Source organism: Glutamicibacter sp. HZAU (genome assembly GCF_004100365.1).
Taxonomy (GTDB): Bacteria; Actinomycetota; Actinomycetes; order Actinomycetales; family Micrococcaceae; genus Glutamicibacter; species Glutamicibacter nicotianae.
Genome location: NZ_SCKZ01000003.1, coordinates 152,057 through 175,796, shown reverse-complemented (window position 1 = coordinate 175,796; position 23,740 = coordinate 152,057). Strand labels below are relative to the sequence as shown.

The following is a 23,740-nucleotide window of genomic DNA, read 5'->3' as shown; positions in this document are numbered from 1 at the left end:
GCCTACGGCAAACGCCAGTGCCCGAAAACTTTGAAAGGTTCCGGGCACTGGCGTTGTGCTGTGTGCAAGGATTGCTAGTCGGCTGACAGCGGACGCTGGGTTCCCTGCGGAGCCTTGCTGCGGCGATCGCGCAGCCGGGCAATGGCCGTCTCGAAATCAGTCAGCGACTGGAAGTTGTGGTAAACGCTGGCAAAGCGAAGGTAGGCAACTTCGTCGAGGCGCGACAGCGGCTCCAAGATGGCCAGCCCCACTTGGTGCGCCGGGATTTCAGCGGCGCCCGAGGTCCTGACCGCCTCTTCGACTTCCTGGGCCAGGATCGCAAGATCGTGATCGGTGACCGGACGGCCCTGGCAGGCCTTGCGGACACCGTTGATCACCTTGTTGCGCGAGAACGGTTCTACGGCACCGGACTGCTTGAGCACATTCAGGCTCGCAGTTTCGGTAGTGGTGAAACGGCGCGAGCAGGAAGTGCACTGGCGGCGGCGCCGGATGGAGACGCCGTCGTCGGCAACTCGACTATCGACCACTCGAGAATCCGCATTGCGGCAATACGGGCAGTTCACGGCACCTCCATCTGTAGCCCAAGAAGCATTCGCACGCACCCTGAGGTGGCAAGAATCAACTCATGTCACCTAACAGTTTAGCGCCTACTGCGCGTTTCGCACCGCGACGGCGTCGCCATGGGCCGGCAGGTCCTCGGCATTGGCCAGATTAATCACGTGAGCGGCCACTTCGCCCAGTGCCGCCTTGTCGTAGTTGATCACCTGGATGGCTTTCAAGAAGGTATTCACGTTCAAGCCCGAGGCGTGCAGCGCCGTGCCGCTGGTTGGCAGCACGTGGTTGGAACCTGCACAGTAGTCGCCCAGTGACACCGGAGCATAGGCTCCGACGAAAACGGCACCGGCCGCGGTGATGCGGGCGGCGGTGGCTTCTGCCTCGGCCACCATGATTTCCAGGTGTTCGGCAGCGTACGCATTGCACACCTCGATGCCCTGCTCCAGGTCCTTGACCAGGATGATGGCAGACTGGGTACCGGAGAGCGCTTCGGTCACGCGGGCCGCGTGCTTCGTGGCGGCAACCTGCTTTTCAAGTTCCTTGCGCACGCCGGCAGCCAGCTCTGGCGAATCGGTGATCAGCACGGCCGCGGCGTTGGCATCGTGTTCTGCCTGCGAGATCATGTCGGCAGCGACAAAGCCCGGCTCGGCTCCCTGATCGGCAAGGATGGCAATTTCCGTGGGACCTGCTTCAGCATCGATTCCCACCACGCCCTTCACCAGGCGCTTGGCGGTGGCCACGAACACGTTGCCCGGGCCAGAGATCACGTCCACCGGTTCGATGCCGCCGCGTTCGTCGTCAGGCACCTCCACCCCGTAGGCGAACGCTGCCACTGCCTGGGCGCCGCCCATGGCGTGCACCTCATCGATGCCCAGCAGCTTGGCCGCAGCCAGGATAGTTGGGTGCGGCAGGCCGCCAAATTCCTTCTGTGGCGGGCTTGCCAGGGCCAGCGAGCTGACCCCGGCAGCCTGGGCAGGCACCGCATTCATGATGACCGAGGAAGGATAGACGGCCAGGCCGCCTGGGACGTACAAGCCGACGCGGCGCACCGGAACCCACCGCTGGGTGACGGTTGCACCGTTAGCGTAGCGGACTTCGGCGTCGTCTGGGCGCTGGGCCTTGGCGAAGACGCGGGCTCGGTCAATGGATTCTTCCAATGCCAGGCGGACCTTCGGGTCCAGTTCTTCCAGGGCACGGTCCAGTTCGTGCTGCGGCACGCGAGTGTGTTCCAGCTCGACATGGTCAAAGCGCTTGGCCAGGTCCTTGAGCGTCTCCATGCCATGGGCGCGGACATCGTCGATGATCTGCTGCACGGTGTCGGCAGCGGTCTGGGAGTTCACCGCCGGGCGGGGCAGCTTGGCCTTCAGCTGCGCGTAGCTCAGGGATTCGTTGCGCCAATCGAGGGTGGCGAGTGCCGAGAATTCAGTTTCTGGAATAGTGCTCACCTTCCTAGTTTAACGCCGATGGCCGGGGAAGGTTTTATTAGTTACCTTCCCCGGTCATCGGGTCGGCTATTCGGGTTCCTACACGTCCAGGCAGTGCGGGCCGAGCAGGACCTTCAAATCGCCGAACAGCGCGGGGTTCGGGTTGACCCGGAAGTTCATGCCCAGGCGCATCAGCGAGGTACCGCGGCTGCCGGTGAGCTTGACCCGCACCTCGGTGTTGCCGCTGTGCGTGCGCAGCACATCGCCGAGCTTCTGCACCAGGGTTTCGGTGGCCTTGTGGGTCGGGATGCCGATGACTACCGGTCCCCCGTTGGCATCCTCGGAAATTTCCGGGATCATCATTTCCTGGGCGTTCAGGGTGATCGAGCCGTCATCGCGGCGCTGCACGCGTCCCTTGACCACCACGATCAGGTCATCGGCCAGGACCTCTGCGATCGGCTGGTAGGCCTGGCCGAAGAACATGACTTCCATCGAGCCGGAGAGGTCCTCGATCTCGCAGCGGGCATAGGGGTTGCCGCTCTTCTTGGCGATGCGGCGCTGCAGGCCGGAAATCATGCCGGCGATCGAAATGATGTGGCCGTCCTGCGGGCCGTCGTCCGAGAGCACGTGCGTGACCGGCATGTCGGCGTACTGTTCCAGGGCGGAGCCCAGACCCTGCAGCGGGTGGTCGGAGACGTACAGGCCGAGCATGTCGCGCTCGTAGGCCAGCTTTTCCTTCTTGTCCCAGTCGGGGATGTCGGGGATCGCCACATGCATCGACTCGGAGGATTCCTCGGCGCCCAGGGCGCTGAACAGGTCGAACTGGTTGGCGGCCTCGTTGCGCTTGACCTGGATCACCGAATCCACGGCTTCTTCGTGGATGGCCACCAGTGCCCGGCGCGGATGCTTCATGGAGTCGAAGGCGCCGGCCTTGATCAGTGATTCAATGGTCCGCTTGTTGCAGACCACGGCCGGGACCTTGCCCAGGAAATCGTTGAAGTCGTTGTAGTGGCCCTTCTCCGTGCGGGCTTCGACCATGCCAGCCACCGCGTTGGTGCCGACGTTGCGGATCGCGCCCATGCCGAAGCGGATGTCCTTGCCCACTGGGGTGAAGTTCAATGCCGATTCGTTGACATCCGGCGGCAGCACGGTGATGCCGATGTGACGGCACTCGTTCAGGTACAGCGCCAGCTTGTCCTTGTCATCGCCCACCGAAGTCAGCAGCGCGGCCATGTATTCGGCCGGGTAGTGCGCCTTGAGGTAGGCGGTCCAGTAGGAGACGACGCCGTAGGCCGCCGAGTGGGCTTTGTTGAACGCGTAATCGGAGAAGGGCAGCAGGATGTCCCACAGGGTCTGCACGGCCTCATCGGAGTAGCCGTTGTCGTTCATGCCCTGCTTGAAGCCGGCGAACTGCTTGTCCAGCTCGGCTTTTTTCTTCTTGCCCATGGCGCGGCGCAGGATGTCTGCCTGGCCCAGCGAGTAGCCGGCCAGCTTCTGCGCAATAGCCATAACCTGCTCCTGGTACACGATGAGGCCGTAGGTGCCGCCGAGGATTTCTTCCAGTGGCTCGGCGAGCTCCGGGTGGATTGGGGTGACTTCCTGCAACCCGGTCTTGCGCAGCGCATAGTTGGTGTGCGAGTTGGCGCCCATCGGGCCCGGGCGGTACAGCGCAATCACTGCGGAAATGTCTTCGAAGTTATCCGGGCGCATCATCTTCAGCAGCGAGCGCATCGGGCCGCCATCAAGCTGGAACACGCCCAGGGTATCTCCACGGGCCAGCAGCTTATAGGCCTCGGGATCCTCGATGGTCAGGGTTTCGAGGTCGATTTTCTCGCCGGTGTTGTACTCGATGTTCTCCAGGGCATCGGAAATGATGGTGAGGTTGCGCAGCCCCAGGAAGTCCATCTTGATCAGCCCCAGGCCTTCGCAGGTCGGGTAGTCGAACTGCGTAATGACCTGGCCATCCTGGATACGGCGCATGATCGGGATGACGTTGATGATCGGATCCGAGCTCATGATCACGCCGGCGGCGTGCACGCCCCACTGGCGCTTCAGCCCTTCCAGGCCTTTGGCGGTTTCGAAGACGCGCGCCGCTTCAGGGTCGTTGGCGACCAGGTTGCGGAAATCCCCGGCTTCGGAGTAGCGCTTGGATTCCGGATTGTCGATGTCGTTGAGCGGGATGTCCTTGGCCATCACCGCCGGCGGCAGCGCCTTGGTCAGGGATTCGCCCATGCTGAACGGGTAGCCGAGCACGCGCGAGGAGTCCTTCAGCGCCTGCTTGGTCTTGATCGAGCCGTAGGTCACGATCATCGATACGCGCTCATCGCCGTACTTTTCGGTCACGTACTTGATGACCTCGGAACGGCGGCGATCATCGAAGTCGACGTCGAAGTCGGGCATGGAAACACGTTCCGGGTTCAGGAAGCGCTCGAAGATCAGGCCGTGCCTCAGCGGGTCGAGGTCGGTGATGCGCATGGCGTAGGCGACCATGGAGCCTGCACCGGAACCGCGTCCTGGGCCTACGCGGATGCCGTGGTCCTTGGACCAGTTGATGAAGTCGGCCACCACCAGGAAGTATCCGGGGAAGCCCATCTTGATGATGACGTCCAGCTCGTAGTCCGCCTGCTTGCGCGACTCTTCCGGGATGCCGTTCGGGTAGCGGTAGTGCAACCCCTTGTCGACTTCCTTGATCAGCCAGCTGGTCTCGTCCTCCCCCGGCGGGCAGGGGAACTTCGGCATGTAGTTGGCGTTGGTGTCGAAGGAGACCTCGACGCGATCGGCGATCTCCAGGGTGTTGTCGCAGGCTTGCGGCAATTCCTTGAACAGCTCGCGCATCTCGCGCGCCGACTTCAGGTAGTAGCCGGTGCCGGAGAAGGCGAAGCGGCTGCCGCCCTGGTCGTAGGTGGGCTCGTCGAGCGTGGAGCCGGAGTTGATGGCCAGCAGCGCTTCGTGGGCCTTGGCATCGGATTCGTGGGTGTAGTGCAAGTCGTTGGTGGCCACCAGCGGAATGTCCAGTTCCTTGGCCAGGCGCAGCAAGTCCTTGGTGATGCGGCGTTCGATCTCCAGACCGTGGTCCATGATCTCGCAGTAGTAGTTTTCCTTGCCGAACAGATCCTGCAGTTCTGCCGCGGCGGCCTTGGCAGCGTCGTACTGGCCCAGGCGGAGCTTGGTCTGCACTTCACCCGAAGGGCAGCCGGTGGTGGCAATGATGCCTTCGTGGTGGTCGTTGAGCAGCTCGCGGTCCCAACGGGGGTATTTGCCGAACACGGAGTCCAGCGAGGCGCGGGAAGAACCCTTGAAGAGGTTGTCCATGCCCTTGTTGTTGTACGAGAGCAAGGTCATGTGGTTGTAGAGGCCGCCACCGGAGACGTCATCGCCCTTTTGGGATTCGTCGGTGCGCCATTTCACGCGGGTCTTGTCATCGCGTGCGGTGCCGGGGGTGACATAGGCTTCGACACCGATGATCGGCTTGACGCCGGCGCCGGTGGCCTGGCGCCAGAAATCGAAGGCACCGAACAGATAGCCATGGTCGGTAATCGCCATGGCTTCCATGCCCTGCCGGTTGGCTTCAGCGAAGAGTTCGCCAAGCCGCGCCGCACCATCCAGCATGGAGTATTCGGTGTGGGTATGAAGATGGACAAATCCGTCACGTGTAGCACTCACCCAACCAGTCTAGCGATCAATCCTGGTCTTGGGCTCACCTCGGCGCGGTGCTGTGGCTAGCACGACACAGGGTGCTGCCGGCCAGTGGCCAGCAGCACCTTGGAAGCTAGTATCCGCCGTCGCGCAGCAGCTCGACGGCCCCTGCCAGATCCGCAGGATATTCGCTTTCATATTCCATCCACTGGCCGGTCACCGGGTGGGAGAAGCCCAGCCGCTTGGCATGGAGCCACTGGCGGGTCAGGCCCAGGGCGGCCCCCAGCTTGGGATCCGCGCCGTAGGTCTGGTCTCCGGCGCAGGGATGGCCGAAGGCCGAGAAGTGGACACGGATCTGGTGGGTGCGTCCGGTTTCCAGATGCACCTCGACCAGCGAGGCCCGGCCGAAGGCTTCGATGACCTTGTAGTGGGTGACAGAGTCGCGTCCGCCTTCCAGGACGGCGAACTTCCAGTCGTGGCCCGGATGGCGTCCGATCGGCGCGTCGATGGTGCCCTCCATCGGGTCGGGCAAGCCCTGCACTACCGCGTGGTAGATCTTCTTCGGGGTGCGTTCCTTGAAGGCGCGCTTCAATTCGGTATAGGCGCGTTCGGTCTTCGCCACCACCATCAGGCCGCTGGTGCCCACGTCCAGGCGGTGCACGATGCCTTGGCGTTCGGCTGCACCGGAAGTGGTGATGTTGTACCCCTCGGCCATGAGTGCGCCGACCACTGTCGGGCCGACCCAGCCTGGGGATGGATGGGCTGCGACGCCCACGGGCTTGTCGATGACCACATAGTCATCGTCGTCCGCGACAATCTTCAGCTCTTCCACTTTCTCAACCTTAATTTCTAATGGGTCTGCTTGCGGCGGGATGGTGACAACCAGCCGGTCGCCCGCCTTGATTTTCAAGGATTTGGTAATGGTGCGCCCATTGACCTGGATCTGCGAGTCCTTGCAGAGGCTAGCGGACAGGGTTCGCGGGATCTGCAGGGATCGGGAGATATAGGCATCGAGGCGCGTGCCGGCATCGGCTGGGTCGACCAGCAGTTCGTGAATGGCGGTTTTCTTGGAGATCATGCGCTTGGTTCTGCTTCGCCCTTATCCGACTGGTCCTTCTTGGGAGGATCGCCAATGCTGCCATCCAGGTTGCGGCCGCGGATGAGCATGTACGCCACGGCGATCATGGAGCAGACAATGAACGAGTCGGCGACGTTGAAGATCGCGAAGTGGTTGACGGACAGCATGTCCACCACATGCCCGAATCCGAAACCAGGTTCACGGAAGAGCCGGTCCACGACATTGCCCAGCACACCTCCGAGCAGACAGCCCAGGGCGATGGCCCAGCTTCTGGCTAGCACCTTGCGGAAGAGCAGGTAGATGACATAGATCGCCACAGCGGATTGCAGGATCGCAAAGACGATCGTGAAGTCTTCGCCAATGGAGAACGCTGCACCGGGATTCAGGATGTAGTGGATGTTGAAGAACCCGGGAATCACTTCGATCGACTGCCCAAGCCGCATGTTCTGCTCAACGATAATCTTGACCGATTGGTCCAATACCAGCGCGATCAGAGCGATCACAAGGCCAAGGCCTACGTATTTCCTGGCCTTAGCCCCCGTGCTCCCGGATTGAACTGCGTCCACAGTGGTACCCATGATTTCCTCTTAAACGTCAACGGTGGTGACCGGAGTAAATCCGTACACCACCGTTGATCTTACTTGATAGCTAGATCAAGCCATGAACTGTCAGCGACTAGTTGGTCTTGCCTGCTGCGCCAGCATCGATCGAACCCTGGGACTCAAGGTCGCGCAGCTGTCCTTCGATGTAGGTCTTCAGGCGAGCACGGTAGTCGCGTTCGAAGCCACGCAGCTGCTCGAGCTTGCGCTCCAGTACCGACTTCTGCTGCTCAAGTGCCGAGAGGGTCTTGCGGCTCTTCTCTTCAGCGGTGGTGACCAAGGTGTTGGCTTCGGTCTTCGCTTCGGAGATGATCTTGTCGCGCTGCTCGACACCGGCGGCGACGTATTCGTCGTGCAGGCGCTGAGCCATGGACAGCACGTTGGCGGCAGATTCTGCGGATTCGGTGCGCGGAGCTGCAGCTGGTGCCGCTGCCGCGGCCGGAGCTGCAGGTGCCTTCTCTGCGGCAGCTGGCTTTGCTTCGGACTTCTTTTCCTCGGCTGGCTTGGCAGCCGGGGTTTCTGCCTTTGCGGGCTCTGCAGGCTTGGCTTCTGCCTTCTTCTCTTCAGCTGGCTTGGCAGCAGGAGTAGCTGGAGCGGCCGATACCGGCGCCGGAACAGCCTGTTCCTTCGATACTGAACCCGCATCTTCGCCGAGTTCGGCAAGGCGGCTGCGCAGAGCCTCGTTCTCACCGGTTAGGCGACGCAGTTCCACAACGATTTCGTCGAGGAAGTCATCTACCTCGTCTTGGTCGTAGCCTTCACGGAACTTGGTCGGCTGAAACCGCTTATTGACTACGTCTTCTGGCGTTAGAGCCATTGGGTCACCTCAATACTGGGATCATTTCCGCACGACCATTGTCTTGCCTTGCGAAACACTTACCGTTTTTGTCAGTGTCGCGACCGGTGAAGTCGGAGCACCATTTCCTAAAGGATATAACGATTTGGACAATTATTACGAAATCGAGCTTTCGCGCGAGTCTCTTATTCTCTGAATCTACAGCTTTTGACTGTTCAGGACAATCCCCGTGAAGCACGGAAATGCCCTAATCAGATCCCTGTACTGAGCCCAAGGTTACCTACCACCGCTTTAAGAATGATTACGACGATAAACAACACAAGAAACGACAGGTCAAGGCGGATTCCGCCAAGATCTAGGGGTTTGATCTTCCGGCGCAACCAACGCAGCGGAGGATCGGTAATTGACACGATTGCACTTGCGACAATCAATGCAATGCCTTTGGGTCGCCAGTGGCGAGCAAAGCTTTCCGTTACATCCAACACAATTCTCATCAAAAGCAGAATTTGGAGGATGGCTAACGCGAGATAGATGATCCCGAACACCATTTTGTGCGTTTGCTCCTGGTGTCTTAACTCTGGTTAAAGAAGGTTGCTTGCGCTTCGGACTGCTTGCGGTCTTCACCGAGAACCTCAACGGTTGCCGGCGAGAGCAGGAAGACTTTGTTCGTAACTCGCTCGATGGAGCCATGCAGGGCGAAAACAAGACCCGCCGAGAAGTCTACGAGGCGCTTGGCATCGGTTTCACCCATGTCGGTGACATTCATAATCACCGGGATGCCGTCACGGAAGTTCTCACCGATGATCTTGGCATCGTTGTAAGAACGAGGGTGGACGGTAGTAATCTGACGCAATTCGGAATCCTCATCCCGTACTGAAGGGGCACGCTTAATAGGGGTGACCGGAGCACGGTATTCCGTCTCTGGTTCTCTAGCTTGAGTTTGCGGCGCAGCTGGCCTCGCGGCAGGCTGTGGGCGTGGGGCTTCGGCAGGTCGCTTCGGAGCAGTGTCCTCAACCACCCGAACTTGGGTTTTGGGCTCAGCGTTTTGTGTCTGGGTCTCGTCCTGCTCGACGGCATCCGCCAAGCCGAGATAGACCATTGCCTTACGCAGTCCGTCAGCCACGATGTTTCTCCTCGTTTATCCCATGCATGCAACCCCATTGCATGCTTCCGCTAACTTCGACGCTACCGCACAAAATAATGCTGGCATCGTTCATTCGTTCAATTATTGGCGGTGTGTCGCGCACGCCTACGCAGCGGTCCAGATGAGACCGGCAAGGCGTCCGGAACGGCTTGAACGTCGGTAGGAATAGTAGTTCTCATCTTCCAAAGTGCAGACTCCGGATTGCCGGACATCGACTCCGAGTCCGCGCAGCTCATCTTCGGCTGATGCCGGAAGATCCAGTCCCGGAGTTCCCCAGCGCGTCGCGGTGCGAATCCCGGGTCGCAACTGCTCAGATTCCTGGGCCATATCTTCGGGAACTTCATAGCATCGCCCGCAGATCGATGGGCCAATCACAGCTTCCATCACATCGGCACCATGGGCTCTCAGGGCCTCGACGGTATTTTCCAGAATCCCGTCGAGCAGACCGCGCCGCCCGGCGTGGGTCGCCGCACTCAGGGTTTGCCCGCTTTGCGAGTTCCGGCCAACGAACAGAACCGGAAGGCAATCGGCCACCATTACCGCCAGGGGTTGGGCACCCGTGGCGTCCAGCAAGCCGTCGCAAGTTGGCGCTGCTGGTTCCAGCCAGGACGTGCGTTGCACCGGCTGCACTTCATGGACATCGGCGGAGTGCACCTGGTTCATGAAGTTCAGCGAGAAGCGTCGAACCCCGATCAAGTCTTCCAGCCTGGCCCGGTTCTCCGCCACGAGGCGGGGATCGTCGTTCACGTGCAGGGCGAGGTTGCCCTCGGCCTGCGAAGTGAATGCCAGTTGGATACTCGGATCGAGGTTCGACGCGAAATGTAGCACTGCTCAGCTTCTTGCTGTTTTTACTTCAGGAAGTCCGGGACATCCAGGTCGTCGTTGGAGCCGTTCAGGTCCGAGTCGACAACATCTGGAAGGTCCTGGAAGGAGCTGGACTGCTCTGCGGCAGCTGGCTTCTCCTGGGCAGGCTGGGCTGGCTTCGCAGCTTCGGTTGGAGCCGGTGCCGGGGTTTCAGGAATGCTTGCTGGCACCTGTTCGGCCGGGCGCGAGGACACAGCTGGCTTTGCTGCGGCCGGGGCCATTGGCTTGCTGGTGACATCTGGCTCGTCGAAGCCGGCAGCAATCACGGTGACGCGTGCTTCATCGCCCAGGGCGTCGTCGATGACGGCACCGAAGATGATGTTGGCTTCCGGGTGGGCAACTTCCTGCACCAGACGTGCAGCTTCGTTGATTTCGAACAGGCCGAGATCCGAGCCGCCCTGGATGGAGAGCAGAACGCCATGGGCGCCATCGATGGAAGCTTCGAGCAATGGCGAAGCGATAGCCAATTCGGCGGCCTTCACTGCGCGATCTTCGCCCCGCGCCGAACCGATGCCCATCAATGCCGAGCCTGCGCCCTGCATGACGGACTTCACGTCGGCGAAGTCGAGGTTGATCAAACCCGAGGTGGTGATCAAGTCGGTGATGCCCTGAACACCGGAGAGCAGAACCTGGTCTGCCTGGCGGAATGCGTCCAGCACCGATACGTTGCGGTCCGAAATGGAGAGCAGTCGATCGTTGGGGATGACAATGAGGGTATCGACTTCGTCGCGCAGGGCTTCGATGCCCGACTCGGCGGAGTTCGCACGACGACGGCCTTCGAAGGTGAATGGACGGGTGACCACACCGATGGTCAGCGCACCAAGCGAGCGGGCGATGCGTGCCACGACCGGCGCGCCACCGGTACCGGTGCCGCCGCCTTCGCCGGCGGTCACGAAGACCATGTCGGCGCCGCGCAGGACATCTTCGATTTCTTCTACGTGATCTTCTGCTGCCTGGCGTCCCACATCCGGGTTGGCGCCAGCGCCCAGGCCACGAGTCAGTTCGCGTCCTACGTCCAGTTTGACGTCGGCATCACTCATAAGCAGAGCCTGGGCATCGGTGTTAATGGCGATGAATTCCACGCCCTTGAGACCGACTTCGATCATTCGATTGACTGCGTTTACACCGCCACCGCCGATTCCGACGACTTTAATGACCGCGAGGTAATTCTGTGGAGCTGCCACGTCCCGCTTCCCTTGTTAGATGTGCTACATATTTCACGACTCCAGCCAAAAACCTTAACCTTTAGCCTTAAGGTTAAGAATCTGTCAAGCTGTCGTTATTAGAAACGCTATGAGTCGAGTGGTCTTTCTGCAACGACCGCCTAGGCGTGTCGCTTATTCAAGACTATCTTTCCAGAATTTCTTGGCTTATTGGTCTTCCCGCGCCCAGAGCGCCGCGACTTAATACACCACGGGATTTTCCGGGTTGGTGACGTCGATTGTCGTCTTGGCCGCATGCTTTTTCTCGAGCTCTTTCAAGAAAATCAGTGCAACTTCATTTTTCAGGGCCGCCTTCTTCGCGTCTCCCCAAATCAACGTGCGGTTCTTCGGCAATGCCAATTCGGCAAAGCCGGCCTTGGACAGCGATGCGGTTGAAACTTCCTCGAGCACTTTCTTGTCAATCGTGCTCAAGATACCGGTCAGCAGCTTGAACTGCTCAGCATCGGCAGTGACGTCACTGGCCTTAATCTTGGGAAGCTTGTCCTTGTCCTTCTTGCCGACGGTGCGAAGCTTCTTGCCTGTTTCGGAAACCAGGTATTCTTTCTTGCCCTCCAGCAAGATCGCCACCGGCACGGCTTCGATCACCTCCACCACCAGGGTATTGGGCATCTGCGCCTTGACCACGATCTCGTCGATGGCGGGCTGGTCTCCGATGAGCTCCTGGACCTTTGCTTCGGAGATCCGCGGCAGCGGGGTGCCCTTCAGCGGTTCCAGGGACTCCCCCAATTTCTTGGAATCCACCAGCTTGGTGCCGGTGACTTCAATCTTCTTGGCAGCGATCACCGGCGAGAAGCTCAAGATCAGAACGGCAGCGAGGCTGAGCACGACAATGCACGCCGCGACAATAATCAGGATCTTGCGCCGCTTCTTCTCCGGGTTCTCCGGAAGTTCTACGACTTTTGCTGCTTCACCCATGGATCACCTTGGTAGACGGATTGGGGCCGATCGCTGCGGCCCGGGACTCTGGACGGAAGTTGTCAGCTCAGGGACTTCACGATGTCTGGACCGAGCGCGGTAACGTCTCCAGCGCCAATGGTCATGATGACATCGCCCGGCTCGGCCTGCTCGACCGCATGCGCTACCGCGGCGGCCGGAGCCAGAACCTGCGACGGGACTTCGATGCGCGAGGCAATCAATTCGCTGGTCACGCCTTCGATCGGCTCTTCACGTGCCGGATAGATATCCAGCACCGCTACCGAATCGGCCAAGGACAAGGCCTGCGCAAATTGTCGGTAGAACTCCTGGGTGCGGCTGAACAGGTGCGGCTGGAAGACCACGTGCAGCCGGCCGTTGCCTGCCACGGTGCGCCCTGCGGTCAAAGCAGCCTGCACTTCGGTTGGGTGGTGCGCATAGTCGTCGTAGACCCGGACACCAGCAGCCTCGCCCTTGAATTCGAATCGGCGGGCTGCACCGGAAAAGCTGGAGAGCGCCTGCAGCGCGTCGTCGACATCCACGCCTGCATCGATGCCGACCGACAGCGCGGCGGCCGCGTTGAGCAGATTGTGCTGGCCGGGCACTGCCAGATCCATGATCCGGCTCTGTCCGCTGCCCCATTCGATGGTCGCGGTGAACCGGCCATCCTCGGTGGAGCGGGCGTCGGACAGCCTGCGGTCGGCATGGTCGCTGAAGCCATAGGTCTGGACCCGGATATCCGGGCGCTCCGTACGCATCTTGTGCGCCAGGGAATTGGCTCCTTCGTCATCCGCGCAGCAGATCAGCAGTCCGTCGGATGGCAGCAGCCGGGCGAAGTCGGCGAAGGCCTGGTGCACCGCTTCAGCGGTGCCGTAGTGGTCCAGGTGATCGGCCTCGACGTTGGTCACGATGATGACGTCCGGCCGGTAGTTGAGGAAGGAGGCGTCGGATTCGTCGGCTTCGGCCACGAAGTAGGATCCGGCACCGAGTTCGGCGTTGGTGCCCAGGCTTGGAATGTTCGCGCCGACCGCGAAGCTTGGACGTGCGCCGATGGTCTTGAGCATGTGCGCGGTCAGCGAGGTGGTGGTGGTCTTGCCGTGGGTGCCGGCGATGGCCACGATCTTCTCGTGGCCGCGCATGGTTGCTTCCAGGCCTTCGGAGCGGTGCAGGATGCGCAGTCCGCGACGCACGGCTTCATCGTATTCCGGATTGCCTGCCTTGATGATCGAGGAAATCACCACGGTGTCAGCGTCGCCCAGGTTCGCGGCATCGTAGCCTACGTGGATGCGTGCTCCGCGCTCGCGCAGCCCGTCGAGCACCGGCAGGTCCTTGGCATCGGTTCCGGAGACGGTCAGTCCGTAGTCGAGCATCAGCCGTGCAACCGCTGATACGCCAACCCCGCCTACACCCATCAGGTGCACCTTGCCCAGATCGGCGTTCAGTTCGTCGGCTCGCAGTGCCATGGTTCTAGCCTTCCTGACCCGCACGGCGGCGGGTTGAAACTTCTTCAATAATCCGTCGCGCCATGATCTGCGCGGCGTCGCGCTGCCCCAGTGAGGCGGCGGCGCGAGACATCTTTTCAATTTTATGCTGATCGGTCAGCAGATTGATGACATTTTCGGTGATATAGGACTTTGTGAATTCGGCGTCAGAAACCAGGACCGCTCCCCCAGCGGCTACCAGTTCACGGGCGTTGAGCTTCTGCTCGCCGTTGCCGATGGGCAGCGGGACCAAAACCGAGGCGGTACCGGCGACGGCCAATTCGCAGACGGTGCCTGCACCGGAGCGGCAGATCATCAAATCCGCGACTGCGTAGGCGTAGTCCATGCGATCCACGTATTCGATCTGGGTGTATCCCTCATGGACGAGCAGCTCGCCAGCGGCATCGCGAACCTGCTTGCCGCGTCCGGTGATGTGGATGGTGTGGATGCCGGCTGCGTCCAGCTCGTCAAGGGACTGCGCCGTGGCTGTGTTGATGCTCTGCGCTCCGGAGGATCCGCCGGTAACCAGCAGCACTGGCTTCTCGCCGGTGACACCGAAGTGCTCGCGGGCTGCTTCGCGCAGTTCCGCCTTGTCCATGGTCGCCACGTTGGAGCGCATCGGCATGCCTACCTGCACCTCGCCGGGCAGTCCTGTGTTGGCGAAGGTGGTTCCGACAAATGCAGCGTTCTTTGCGCCCAGCTTGTTGGCCATGCCCGCAACGGAGTTCGCCTCGTGCACGAAGATCGGCAGCTTCAGCTGCTTCGCGGCCAGGTAGGCCGGAGTGCAGACGTATCCTCCTACGCCCAGGACCGCTTCGGCCTTGGTGGCGAGCAGAACCTTCTTGGCGTTGGTGACCGCCTTGATGAAACGGAATGGGAACTTGAGCAGATCGGCGTTGATGCTTCGCGGCATCGGTGCCTTCGGAACAAATTCCAACGGGTAGCCGGCTTCGGGCACCAGCTTCGTTTCCAGGCCTCCGGGAGATCCCAGGGCAGTGACCTGTGCGTCAGGCTGCTCGGTCTTCACGGCATCAGCGATGGCCAGCATGGGCGAGATGTGCCCGGCTGTTCCGCCGCCGGCGACCACTAGGCGAAGTGCTTCGCTCATTTGTTGCTGTACTCCTTCGACCTGCCTGGGGCAGGATCAATGTCCACCGCATATCCGGCGATGGGTCTCTGCTTCTGATAACGGCCGGTTGCGGCCCGCTATTTGGTTTTCTTGCTCTTGGCCGGCTTCTCTTCCAGCTTCGCTTCGAATTCACGTTTCTGCGCTCTGGCTGAGGAGAGGACAAACCCCATGGCAAGCATGATGGCGAGCATGGCCGAGCCGCCGGAGGAAATGAACGGCAGCGGAACACCGATCACCGGAAGCACTCCGGTGACGGTACCCAGGTTGACGAAGGTCTGGCCGATGACCCATGACATCAAGCAGCCCATGAGCACCTTGGTGTACAGGTCGTTGGCGCGCGCAGCGATGCGGTACATCGCCAAGGCCAGCAGGATGAACATGACCAGGACGAAGAGCACGCCGATCAGGCCGAATTCCTCGCCCAGGATGGAGAAGATGAAGTCGTTCTGCGCTTCGGGGACATAGGACCACTTCATGCGGGACTGGCCGGCACCCACGCCGAACCAACCGCCAGAGGCGAAGGCGTGCAGGCCCATGCTGGCCTGGTAGCAAAGGTCGTTGCTCGGACCGCAATCGGTATCCAGCCAGGCGAAGATGCGCTGCCGGCGGTTGGACGAAGCCAGGATCGCGACGGAGAGGCCTGCGACGCCAACCGCGGAGAACACCGCGAGCCACTTCATACTGATGCCGCCAAGGAACATCGCCGCGGCAATGATCATCAACAGGACCAGTGCGGTACCCACATCCTTGCCGACCACGACGAGGCCGACGATGAAGATGCCGACGGGAGCCACGACGGGGACGATCAGATGCTTGATGTCGTGAAGCATGTGCTGCTTCTTTTCCAGCATGAACGCAGCGAAAACTGCCAAGGCGAGTTTGGCGAACTCGCTGGGCTGCAAGCCGAAGCCGCCGATGCGGATCCAGTTCCGGTTGCCGAGTACCGTGTGGCCCAATGGCGTGAATGCGACGAGGAACAGCAGGATGAATGCCGCGATCACGGAGGGCCACGCCAGCCGCTTCAGCACTTCCGGCTTGATGCGCTGCATGATCAGCATGCAGACAATGCCCAGCGCGGCGAAGCCGCCCTGGGCCAGTGCCACGGTGAAGCCGTCCCGGCCCTTGGCGATCGCTTCCACCGATGCCGATGACTGGACCATGATCACGCCGAAGATTGCCAGCGCGATGGAGCCCACGAGCACCAGCCAGTAGTCGGTGGAGGCCATGCGTCCGCTGGAGTTCTCGACGGTGCTGAGCATTTTGCCGATTCGCGCGTACCAAGGAATCTTGGCTTTGGATCCCGCTGGCTTCTTGCTGGATTTCATCGCCATCGGTGCCTCCTGCCTTGGTTTCGTTTGTTCGGTCAGCTCTCGACTACTTCTCTTCGCCAGCTTTATCCATCAGATCACTGACGGCAGCGATAAATGCGTTGCCACGCTGGGCGTAGGAGCTGAATTGGTCCATCGAGGCCGCGGCCGGTGCCATGAGCACCGTGTCCCCTGCCTCGGCAACTTCGGCGGCCTTGGACACCGCACGGGTCATGACCTGCGCGCCGCTGGGGGCTGAACCGTCGTTGCCCTGCGCCTCGCCGGTGATGTCGATGACTTCGACCTCTGGTGCGTGGGTGGCCAGCGCTTCGCGCAGGCCCGCGGTGTCGGTGCCGATGAGCAGCACCTTGGCCAGGCGCTGGGCATGCTTGGCGATCAGCTCCCCGTATTCCACGCCCTTGGACACGCCGCCGGCGATCCACACCACGCGGGTGAAGGCCGCCAGCGAAGCGTCGGCCGCGTGCGGGTTGGTGGCCTTGGAGTCGTTGATCCACAGGATGTCGTCCTTGCGGGCCACGGCCTGGATCCGGTGGTCTCCGGAGTCGAAGTTCTTCAAGCCCTCAGCTACTGCTTCCGGGCTCACGCCGTAGGCGCGGGTCAGCGCCGCGGCGGCGGCGGCGTTGGCGGCGGTATGGCGCGGAACAATCTCGCCGATGTCCTTCAGCGCGATGAGTTCCACCGCACTGGTCTTGCGCTCTTCGATGAAGGCGCGGTCCACCAGCAGGCCCTCGACAACGCCCACCATCGACACCGCGGGGGTATCTGTCGTGAAGCCGATGGCACGGCAGCCTTCGATGACGTCAGCATTTTCCACCATGGTGATGGTGACCTCGTCAGCCGCGTTGAAGATCGCCGCCACCTGGGTGCGTTCGTAGATCTTCGCCTTGGCGGCCTTGTAGTTCTCGAAACCGCCATGCCAGTCCACGTGGTCTTCGGCCAGATTCAGGACCACCGAGGCGACCGGCGAGATGCTGTGCGTGTAATGCAGCTGGAAGCTGGAGAGCTCGACGGCGAACACGTCGTAGTCCACCGGTTCGCGCACCGCATCGAGGATCGGGGTGCCGACATTGCCGACGGCGACGGCTTTCAGCCCCTCGGCACGCAGGATCGCTTCGGTCATGCCCACGGTGGTGGTCTTGCCGTTGGTGCCGGTGATGGCCAGCCACTGCGGCGCTGTGTGGCCGGCACGGTTCTGCACGCGCCATGCCAACTCGATATCGCTCCAGATCTCGATGCCTTTGGACTCTGCTTCCGCGATGACCGGGTTGCGGGGGTTCCAGCCCGGGGAAACCATCACCAGCTGGGCCTGCTGGTCATCGACCAGCGGCAGGGACTGGACGTTGGCGGTGCCGAGCAGCACCTCGTGGGCGCCGACGATCTTCAGGGTCTCGGCGCGCTGCTGGTTCATCTGGTCATCGCGGCCATCGATCACGGTGACGATGGCGCCGAGTTCGATGAGGGTGTCGGCTGCCGAGAATCCGGAGAGCCCCAATCCTGCGACGACAACTCGCAGGCCTTTCCAATCAGCATCCCAGCTGTTCAGCGAGTCCAGTGATTTGCCAGCGTTTGCGCTCACAGTGCGACAACCCATTCAGAGTAGAAGAGACCCAAGCCCGCGGCCACAAACAGGCCGGCAAGGATCCAGAATCGGATAACGACGTTTTCCTCGGACCAGCCCGAGAGCTCGAAGTGGTGCTGCAGCGGTGCCATCTTGAACACGCGCTTGCCGCCCGAGATCTTGAAGTAGCCCACCTGGATGATGACGGACAGGGAGATGATCACGAACAGGCCGGCGATGACTACGAGCAGCAGCTGGGTGCGCGAGAGGATCGCGAAGGCTGCCACGGCGCCGCCAATGGCCAGCGAGCCGGTGTCGCCCATGAAGATCTTTGCCGGCTTGGCATTGAACCAGAGGAAGGCGATCAGCGCACCGGAGAGCGTGGCTCCCAGCAGCGCGAGGTCCTGCGGGTCGCGCACCGAGTAGCAGACATTCAGCGAGTCGATGTTGCTGCAGGCCTGGTTCTGCTGCCAGATGCCCATCAGGGTGTACGCGCCGAAGACCATGATCGAGGCACCGGTAGCCAGCCCGTCCAGGCCGTCGGTGAGGTTCACGCCATTGGTAGCGCCGGTAACAATGAAGTTTGCCCAGAGCACGAACAGCACCATGCCCAGCAGCGGCCCGGCAAATGCCAGGTCGATGTTTGTATCGCGCAGGAAGGAAATAGCGGTGGAGCCGGGGGTCAGGCCCTGCTCGTTCGGGAACTGCAAGGCCAGCACGGCGAAGCTGATGCCGAAGAAAGCCTGCAGGACGATCTTCTGCCAGGCGCGCAGGCCCAATGACCGCTTCTTGAAGATCTTGATGAAGTCATCGAGGAAGCCGACCAGGCCCATGCCGCCGAAGAGCATCAGCACCAGCAGGCCGCTGGCGGTGATTCCCGACGATGTGCGCCCCATCAGCGAAAGGATGCCATGGGTGGCGAAGTACGCCACGAACACGGCCAGCACGAAGACGACCCCGCCCATGGTGGGGGTGCCGGACTTGATGGCGTGCGAGTTCGGCCCGTCATCGCGGACGACCTGGCCGTACTGCTTCTTGGTGAGCAGGCGGATGTACAGCGGCATGGCCACCATGGTCAGCACGAGGGCAATGCCTGCCCCCAGGATCAATGCGATCATGCGTTATCGCCTTCCTTCGCGAATGCCGCGATCTCGTCGCCGAGGAAACGCAGGCCTGCCCCATTGGACGATTTGAACAACGCGATATCACCCGGCTGCAGCTGTTCCTGCAGCAGTGCGCGGGCTTCATCCACGTCTTCTACGTAGAAGGCCTCGTCGCCCCAGCTGCCTTCGAGCACAGCAGAGTTGTAGGCGGGCTTGGCCCCGCGGCCTACCACTACAAGTTTCTTGATGTTCATGCGAACTGCCATGCGGCCCAGCAGGTCGTGCTGGTGGATGCTGTCATCTCCCAGTTCCAGCATTTCGCCCAGCACCGCCCAGGTGCGCCGGCCTGGTGCTCCGTCGGCGCCCAGGCCCAATTCGGCCAGGGTCACCAGCGCGGCACGCATTGATTCGGGGTTCGCGTTGTAGGCGTCGTTGATGATGCTCACGCCGTCAGGGCGCTCGATGCGTTCCATCCGCCAGCGGCTGCCAGCGGCTCGGCCTTCAAGGCCGGCGCAGATCAGCTCGGGGGCAACATCCAGCGCCAGTGCTGCGTTGGCTGCGGCGAGGATGTTGGTGACATGATGGCGGCCCAAGAGGCCCGAGGTGATCCGCTTGCTGAAGCCGCCGGGGAACTCAAGGGTGAGTTCTGGCTGCCCGTGCTTGTTCACGGCAACGTCGGTGGCCCAGACTCCAGCGTTCTCCGGCTTGCTGCTTCCGGTGCCGAAGAAGCGCACTGCTCCCCCGGAACGCGAGTCCATGCGGGCCACGCGAGGGTCTTCGGCATTCAGGATGGCGATGCCGTCGGCGTCCAGCGCCTCTACCAGCTCGCCCTTGGCCTTCTCGATGTTCTCCACCCCGCCGAATTCGCCGGCGTGCGCGGTGCCGACGCACAATACGACGCCGACCTGGGGATGCACCATATCGGTGAGGTAGGTCAGGTGGCCGATGCCGGTAGCACCCATCTCGATTACCAAATACTTGGTCTCTTCGGTGGCGTTGAAAACCGTCAGCGGTACGCCGACTTCGCCGTTGTAGGAGCCAATGGGCGACACGGTCGGCGCCACCTGCGCCAAGATGCCTGCGAGCAGGTCCTTGGTGGTGGTCTTGCCGGCCGAGCCGGTGATTCCCACGACCTTGGCGTCGTTCTTTTCCTTGAGATGCGCGACGATGCGGGCGGCGATTTTGCCCATCGCTTCCACCGCATCGTCAACGATGACCGCCGGGTGCTCCCTGCGGTCTTCGTCATAGGTCACGCGTTCGGCTAGGGCCAGCACAGCGCCGGCGGCGCGTGCACGGTCGATAAAGGCGTGCCCGTCGGAGAATTCTCCGGGCTTGGCAACAAATAAGGCACCCGGGACGACTTCGCGCGAGTCAGTGGTCACGGAAGTGATCACCGTGTCGGGGGCGGCTGTGGCAGTCGCTTTTCCTCCGGTGATGTCCAGCAGGTCGGTCAGAGACAGTTCAATCATGGCAATAAGGACTTTACACTTGAGCGGTGGCGATAGTGGTCTTGTACGTTCTAGGATTTGGTCACAAATCCATGAAGATTCAGTGCGTTCGCCAGTTCCACCCGGTCATCCAGTTCCACGTCGATTCCCGCGACGTCTTGGCTGACTTCATGTCCGCGCCCGGCCACCAGAATCGCATCGTTGGCACCGGCCAAACTCACAGCGAACTCTACGGCTTTGGCGCGTGGCGCGATGTTGAACAGCTGCACCTGCGGACGCTCGGAATCGAGCACGTGCTGTGCGCCGGAGGCAACCTGGTCGCGGATCGGCGCCGGGTCTTCGCCATGGGGATCGTCGTCGGTGACAATCACGATGTCCGCATGACGGGCCGCTACCGCTCCCATATCCGGGCGCTTGGTCTTATCGCGTTCTCCGGTGGCGCCGAAGACAACGATGCGACGGCCCTGCTCCCCCGGGCGGATGGAATCCAAGGCCTTGGCCAGGGCATCTGAATTGTGGGCAAAGTCGACAACGGCGACCGGTGACTCGCCTACGACCTGCATGCGTCCGGGAACGGCGACCGACAGCGGGTCCTTGGAATCCAGGGCACGCTGCAAGGCGTCGAGGTCTGCGCCGCCAGCGAGCACCATTAGGGCCGCTAGGGCGCCGTTGGCGACGTTGAACATGCCTGGCAGCAGCGTACGGGTCCGCAGCTGGCGCCCGTCGCGGTGGACCAGGGTGAAGCTGTGGCCCAGGCCGCAGTGCTCCAGCTCGGTGACCCGCCAGTGCGCCGTGGCATGATCGCCATCAAGGCTCAGTGTTTCGGTGGGCACCAGGGCGCGATCGGCCAGACGCTGGCCGTATTCGTCATCGACCATGACCACGGCGCGATCGGAGCGTTCGGCGGTGAACAGTTCGGCCTTGGTTTCGAAGTACTCGTCCATCGTGCCGTGCAGGTCCAAGTGGTCCTGCGTCAAGTTGGTGTATCCGGACACGGCGAAGCGCAGGGCATCGACCCGTCCGTAGCTCAACGAGTGGCTGGACACCTCCATGGCCACTGAAGCCACTTCCTGCTGGGCCATGCGCGAAAGCACCCCGTGCAGCTGGGTGGATTCCGGGGTAGTCAGCACGCTGGGGATGATCTGCCCGCGGGCAGACATCTCGATGGTGCCGATCAAGCCGGTTTCTTCGCCCAGGGCATCCAGGATTGCGCGGATCATGAAGGTGGTGGTCGTCTTGCCGTTGGTGCCGGTCACGGCGAACAGCTTCGGACTGCGCTGGTCCGTTCCGTAGACGGCCTGCGCGATCACTGCGGCGGATTTGCGGACGTCGGCCACGACAGCCACCGGGATTGCGAGATCATCGCCGAGGAATTCGAGTCCGGCGGTATCGGTGATCATCGCCACTGCGCCGTTGCCGATTGCGGTGTCCACGAATTCGGCTCCGTGGCGCTTGGCGCCGGAGATGCCGAGGAAGACGTCTCCTTGCTGGACGATCTGCGGGTTGAGGCTGACACCGAGAATTTGCGGAGCGGCGTTGAGCAATGCTCCAGTTCGCACCGCACCTGCTGTTCCGCAGAGCTGGTCCAAGCCAATGCCGGCGGTGCTGTCCGGGCGTAGGTACCGTTCTAGCTCACGCGGAGTGTCGGGGTTCTGGACTACCAAGATTTCTTCTGATCCTCACCTACAAAGACGTCGTACGCCTCTGATTTAGTCGTGCTCGGCGGCACATTGAATGTATTGAGAGTATGGCTCATGACATCGGTAAACGTGTCCGCTACCGAGAAGTCTTTCCAGTTGCCCTTTGGCCGGTACATTGTTGCCACGACCACGAACTGCGGATCCTCTAACGGGGCAACACCCGCAAAGGAATAAGTATATCCGTCATAGCCCTTGGCGCTTGCCGCCTGGCCGGTACCGGTCTTGCCGCCCACTCGGTACCCGGGAATGCGCTCTTTGTAGCCGGTGCCGTGGTCCACGACCGATTCCATGAGCTTGAGCATTTCCTCAGCTGTGCTCTTCTTGACCACGCGCTTCTTTTCAGGCCCCGGAATCTTGGTGATCGAACCATCTTCGTTCCGGTAGCCCTCAATCAGGCTCGGTGAAAGCCGAACGCCTTCGTTGGCCAAGGTCTGGAAAATCGAGGCGGTGTGCAGCACGGTCTGCGAATAGCCCTGGCCGAACATGGTGGTGTACTGCTGGCGCCGGTCCCAGTTCTCGGGATGGGCGAGCTGGCCAGCGCTGGCGCCGTTGAGCCCTACGCGGATGGGCGAACCCAATCCGAAAGCACGCATGTAGTCGTAGCGGGTCTGCTTGCTCATCGTGTTGCCGACCATCACGGTACCGGTGTTGTAGGAGCGGGCAAAGATGCCCGAAACGGTCATGTCGTACGTCGGGTGTTCCAAGGAGTCGTTGATGGTTTCCTTGGTGAACGTCTTCTTGTGCGGCACGCGCATCTCGGTTAGCGGATCCACGCCGCCCTGGTCGATAGCGGCAGCGAAGATCGGGGCCTTGCCGGTGGAACCCGGTTCAAAGGCACGGGTGATGGAGGTGGACCGGCGGAATTCGGGCTTGGTGGCGCCTGGATCGTTCGGATCCAATTCCGCGGAGTCGCCGATGGCCAGAATCTTGCCGGTGTCGACTTCCATGACCACCACGGAAACCCATTCGGCATTGAATTCGGCCTGCTTCTTTTCCGCTGCGCGCTGGGCAACGTAGTTGATGTCCGAGTCGATGGTGAGGATGACATCCTGCCCATCGACGGCCGGGGTTTCTTCCACCTCGGTGACAGGAATGCGCACGCCATCGGCGCTGATCTCGTATTTGCGGCTGCCTGCCTTGCCGGCGAGGTGTTCTTCCTGGCTCAATTCCAAGCCTTCGGCGCCGACCACGGATGTCTGGTCTTCGGAATTGCGCACGAAGCCCAGCAATGGCCCGGCGATCACCCCTTGCGGGTATTGGCGTTCGCTGCGCAGCAAAGAGGCAAGTCGGGGGATGCCAATTTCAAGGACTTCGTTGCGCACTTCCGGGGTCACGCTCTTGGCCAGCACGACGTAGCCCTTCGGCTCGGCGTCCCCCTGCGGACGCACCTTCTTGGCCAGTTCCTCGCGGTCCTGGTCCAGGGTTTCGGCTAGTTCATCAATGGCCTGGTCCCACGTAATGCGTTCCTGGCCGTTGGTGCCGTCCCGCTTGGCGCGGCGAATGGTCTCGCCCTGCTTGCGCTGGTCGATGACCAGATCGTAGCGGTCCACGGAGACAGCTAGCGTCGTGCCATTGCGGTCTTCAATGGATCCGCGATTGGGCGCAATGTTTTCTACGCGTTCGCGATTCTCTTGCGCGGCGTTGGCAATGGTTGCCGAGTTGATGCCCTGGACCCAGACAAGCCGCCCGAGGATCACCAGCAGCAAAACCACGGAGAGGATCAGCACTAAGCGCATTCGCTTTTTTGCAGTATCGATTGCGG

General features: G+C 61.6%; 19 protein-coding genes. All 19 read right to left on the bottom strand.

What is annotated here, in order from left to right:
- Nucleotides 1–74 precede the first annotated feature (74 nt).
- The gene (gene nrdR / locus EKH49_RS05525; protein ID WP_128470049.1) at nt 75–563 is read right to left on the bottom strand and encodes a transcriptional regulator NrdR; all 489 of its coding nucleotides are present in this window, start codon (nt 561–563) and stop codon (nt 75–77) included.
- A gap of 84 nt (nt 564–647) precedes the next feature.
- Nucleotides 648–2,000 (bottom strand): histidinol dehydrogenase, encoded by a 1,353-nt coding sequence (gene hisD / locus EKH49_RS05520; protein WP_128470048.1) that lies wholly within the window; start codon nt 1,998–2,000, stop codon nt 648–650.
- A 78-nt stretch (nt 2,001–2,078) separates the two neighbouring features.
- The gene (gene dnaE / locus EKH49_RS05515; protein ID WP_128470047.1) at nt 2,079–5,642 is read right to left on the bottom strand and encodes a DNA polymerase III subunit alpha; all 3,564 of its coding nucleotides are present in this window, start codon (nt 5,640–5,642) and stop codon (nt 2,079–2,081) included.
- A 106-nt stretch (nt 5,643–5,748) separates the two neighbouring features.
- Nucleotides 5,749–6,693 carry an RluA family pseudouridine synthase gene (locus tag EKH49_RS05510; protein ID WP_128470046.1) on the bottom strand — a complete coding sequence of 315 codons (945 nt, stop codon included), beginning with the start codon at nt 6,691–6,693 and terminating at the stop codon, nt 5,749–5,751.
- A complete protein-coding gene (gene lspA / locus EKH49_RS05505; protein ID WP_236641047.1) occupies nt 6,690–7,196 on the bottom strand; it encodes a signal peptidase II in 507 nt (168 codons plus the stop codon). The genes EKH49_RS05510 and lspA overlap by 4 nt, the downstream gene beginning before the upstream one ends.
- A 172-nt stretch (nt 7,197–7,368) precedes the next feature.
- Nucleotides 7,369–8,109, bottom strand: coding sequence for a DivIVA domain-containing protein (locus EKH49_RS05500; protein ID WP_038990514.1), 741 nt, complete (start codon nt 8,107–8,109; stop codon nt 7,369–7,371).
- 230 nt (nt 8,110–8,339) lie between these two features.
- Nucleotides 8,340–8,636, bottom strand: coding sequence for a YggT family protein (locus EKH49_RS05495; protein WP_073706020.1), 297 nt, complete (start codon nt 8,634–8,636; stop codon nt 8,340–8,342).
- Between the two features lie 23 nt (nt 8,637–8,659).
- Nucleotides 8,660–9,211, bottom strand: a complete 552-nt coding sequence (locus tag EKH49_RS05490) for a cell division protein SepF (protein WP_038990516.1) — start codon at nt 9,209–9,211, stop codon at nt 8,660–8,662.
- Between the two features lie 126 nt (nt 9,212–9,337).
- Nucleotides 9,338–10,060, bottom strand: coding sequence for a polyphenol oxidase family protein (locus EKH49_RS05485; protein WP_121867022.1), 723 nt, complete (start codon nt 10,058–10,060; stop codon nt 9,338–9,340).
- 20 nt (nt 10,061–10,080) lie between these two features.
- Nucleotides 10,081–11,280 (bottom strand): cell division protein FtsZ, encoded by a 1,200-nt coding sequence (gene ftsZ, locus EKH49_RS05480; protein WP_128470044.1) that lies wholly within the window; start codon nt 11,278–11,280, stop codon nt 10,081–10,083.
- Nucleotides 11,281–11,499: 219 nt separating this feature from the next.
- Nucleotides 11,500–12,234 (bottom strand): cell division protein FtsQ/DivIB, encoded by a 735-nt coding sequence (locus EKH49_RS05475; RefSeq protein WP_128470043.1) that lies wholly within the window; start codon nt 12,232–12,234, stop codon nt 11,500–11,502.
- A 62-nt stretch (nt 12,235–12,296) separates the two neighbouring features.
- Nucleotides 12,297–13,694, bottom strand: coding sequence for a UDP-N-acetylmuramate--L-alanine ligase (murC, locus tag EKH49_RS05470; protein WP_128470042.1), 1,398 nt, complete (start codon nt 13,692–13,694; stop codon nt 12,297–12,299).
- A 4-nt stretch (nt 13,695–13,698) separates the two neighbouring features.
- Nucleotides 13,699–14,820, bottom strand: a complete 1,122-nt coding sequence (gene murG, locus EKH49_RS05465; protein WP_128470041.1) for an undecaprenyldiphospho-muramoylpentapeptide beta-N-acetylglucosaminyltransferase — start codon at nt 14,818–14,820, stop codon at nt 13,699–13,701.
- A gap of 98 nt (nt 14,821–14,918) precedes the next feature.
- The gene (ftsW, locus tag EKH49_RS05460; RefSeq protein WP_128470040.1) at nt 14,919–16,172 is read right to left on the bottom strand and encodes a putative lipid II flippase FtsW; all 1,254 of its coding nucleotides are present in this window, start codon (nt 16,170–16,172) and stop codon (nt 14,919–14,921) included.
- A gap of 43 nt (nt 16,173–16,215) precedes the next feature.
- Nucleotides 16,216–17,760, bottom strand: coding sequence for a UDP-N-acetylmuramoyl-L-alanine--D-glutamate ligase (gene murD / locus EKH49_RS05455; protein WP_128470039.1), 1,545 nt, complete (start codon nt 17,758–17,760; stop codon nt 16,216–16,218).
- Complete coding sequence (mraY, locus tag EKH49_RS05450) at nt 17,742–18,845, bottom strand: phospho-N-acetylmuramoyl-pentapeptide-transferase (protein ID WP_128470038.1); 1,104 nt, start codon at nt 18,843–18,845, stop codon at nt 17,742–17,744. The genes murD and mraY overlap by 19 nt, the downstream gene beginning before the upstream one ends.
- The gene (locus EKH49_RS05445) at nt 18,842–20,299 is read right to left on the bottom strand and encodes a UDP-N-acetylmuramoyl-tripeptide--D-alanyl-D-alanine ligase (RefSeq protein WP_128470037.1); all 1,458 of its coding nucleotides are present in this window, start codon (nt 20,297–20,299) and stop codon (nt 18,842–18,844) included. The genes mraY and EKH49_RS05445 overlap by 4 nt, the downstream gene beginning before the upstream one ends.
- A 50-nt stretch (nt 20,300–20,349) precedes the next feature.
- The gene (locus EKH49_RS05440; RefSeq protein ID WP_236641046.1) at nt 20,350–21,837 is read right to left on the bottom strand and encodes a UDP-N-acetylmuramoyl-L-alanyl-D-glutamate--2,6-diaminopimelate ligase; all 1,488 of its coding nucleotides are present in this window, start codon (nt 21,835–21,837) and stop codon (nt 20,350–20,352) included.
- Nucleotides 21,838–21,935: 98 nt separating this feature from the next.
- On the bottom strand, nt 21,936–23,714 hold the full coding sequence (locus EKH49_RS05435; RefSeq protein WP_128470035.1) for a peptidoglycan D,D-transpeptidase FtsI family protein: 1,779 nt from the start codon (nt 23,712–23,714) through the stop codon (nt 21,936–21,938).
- Nucleotides 23,715–23,740 lie beyond the last annotated feature (26 nt).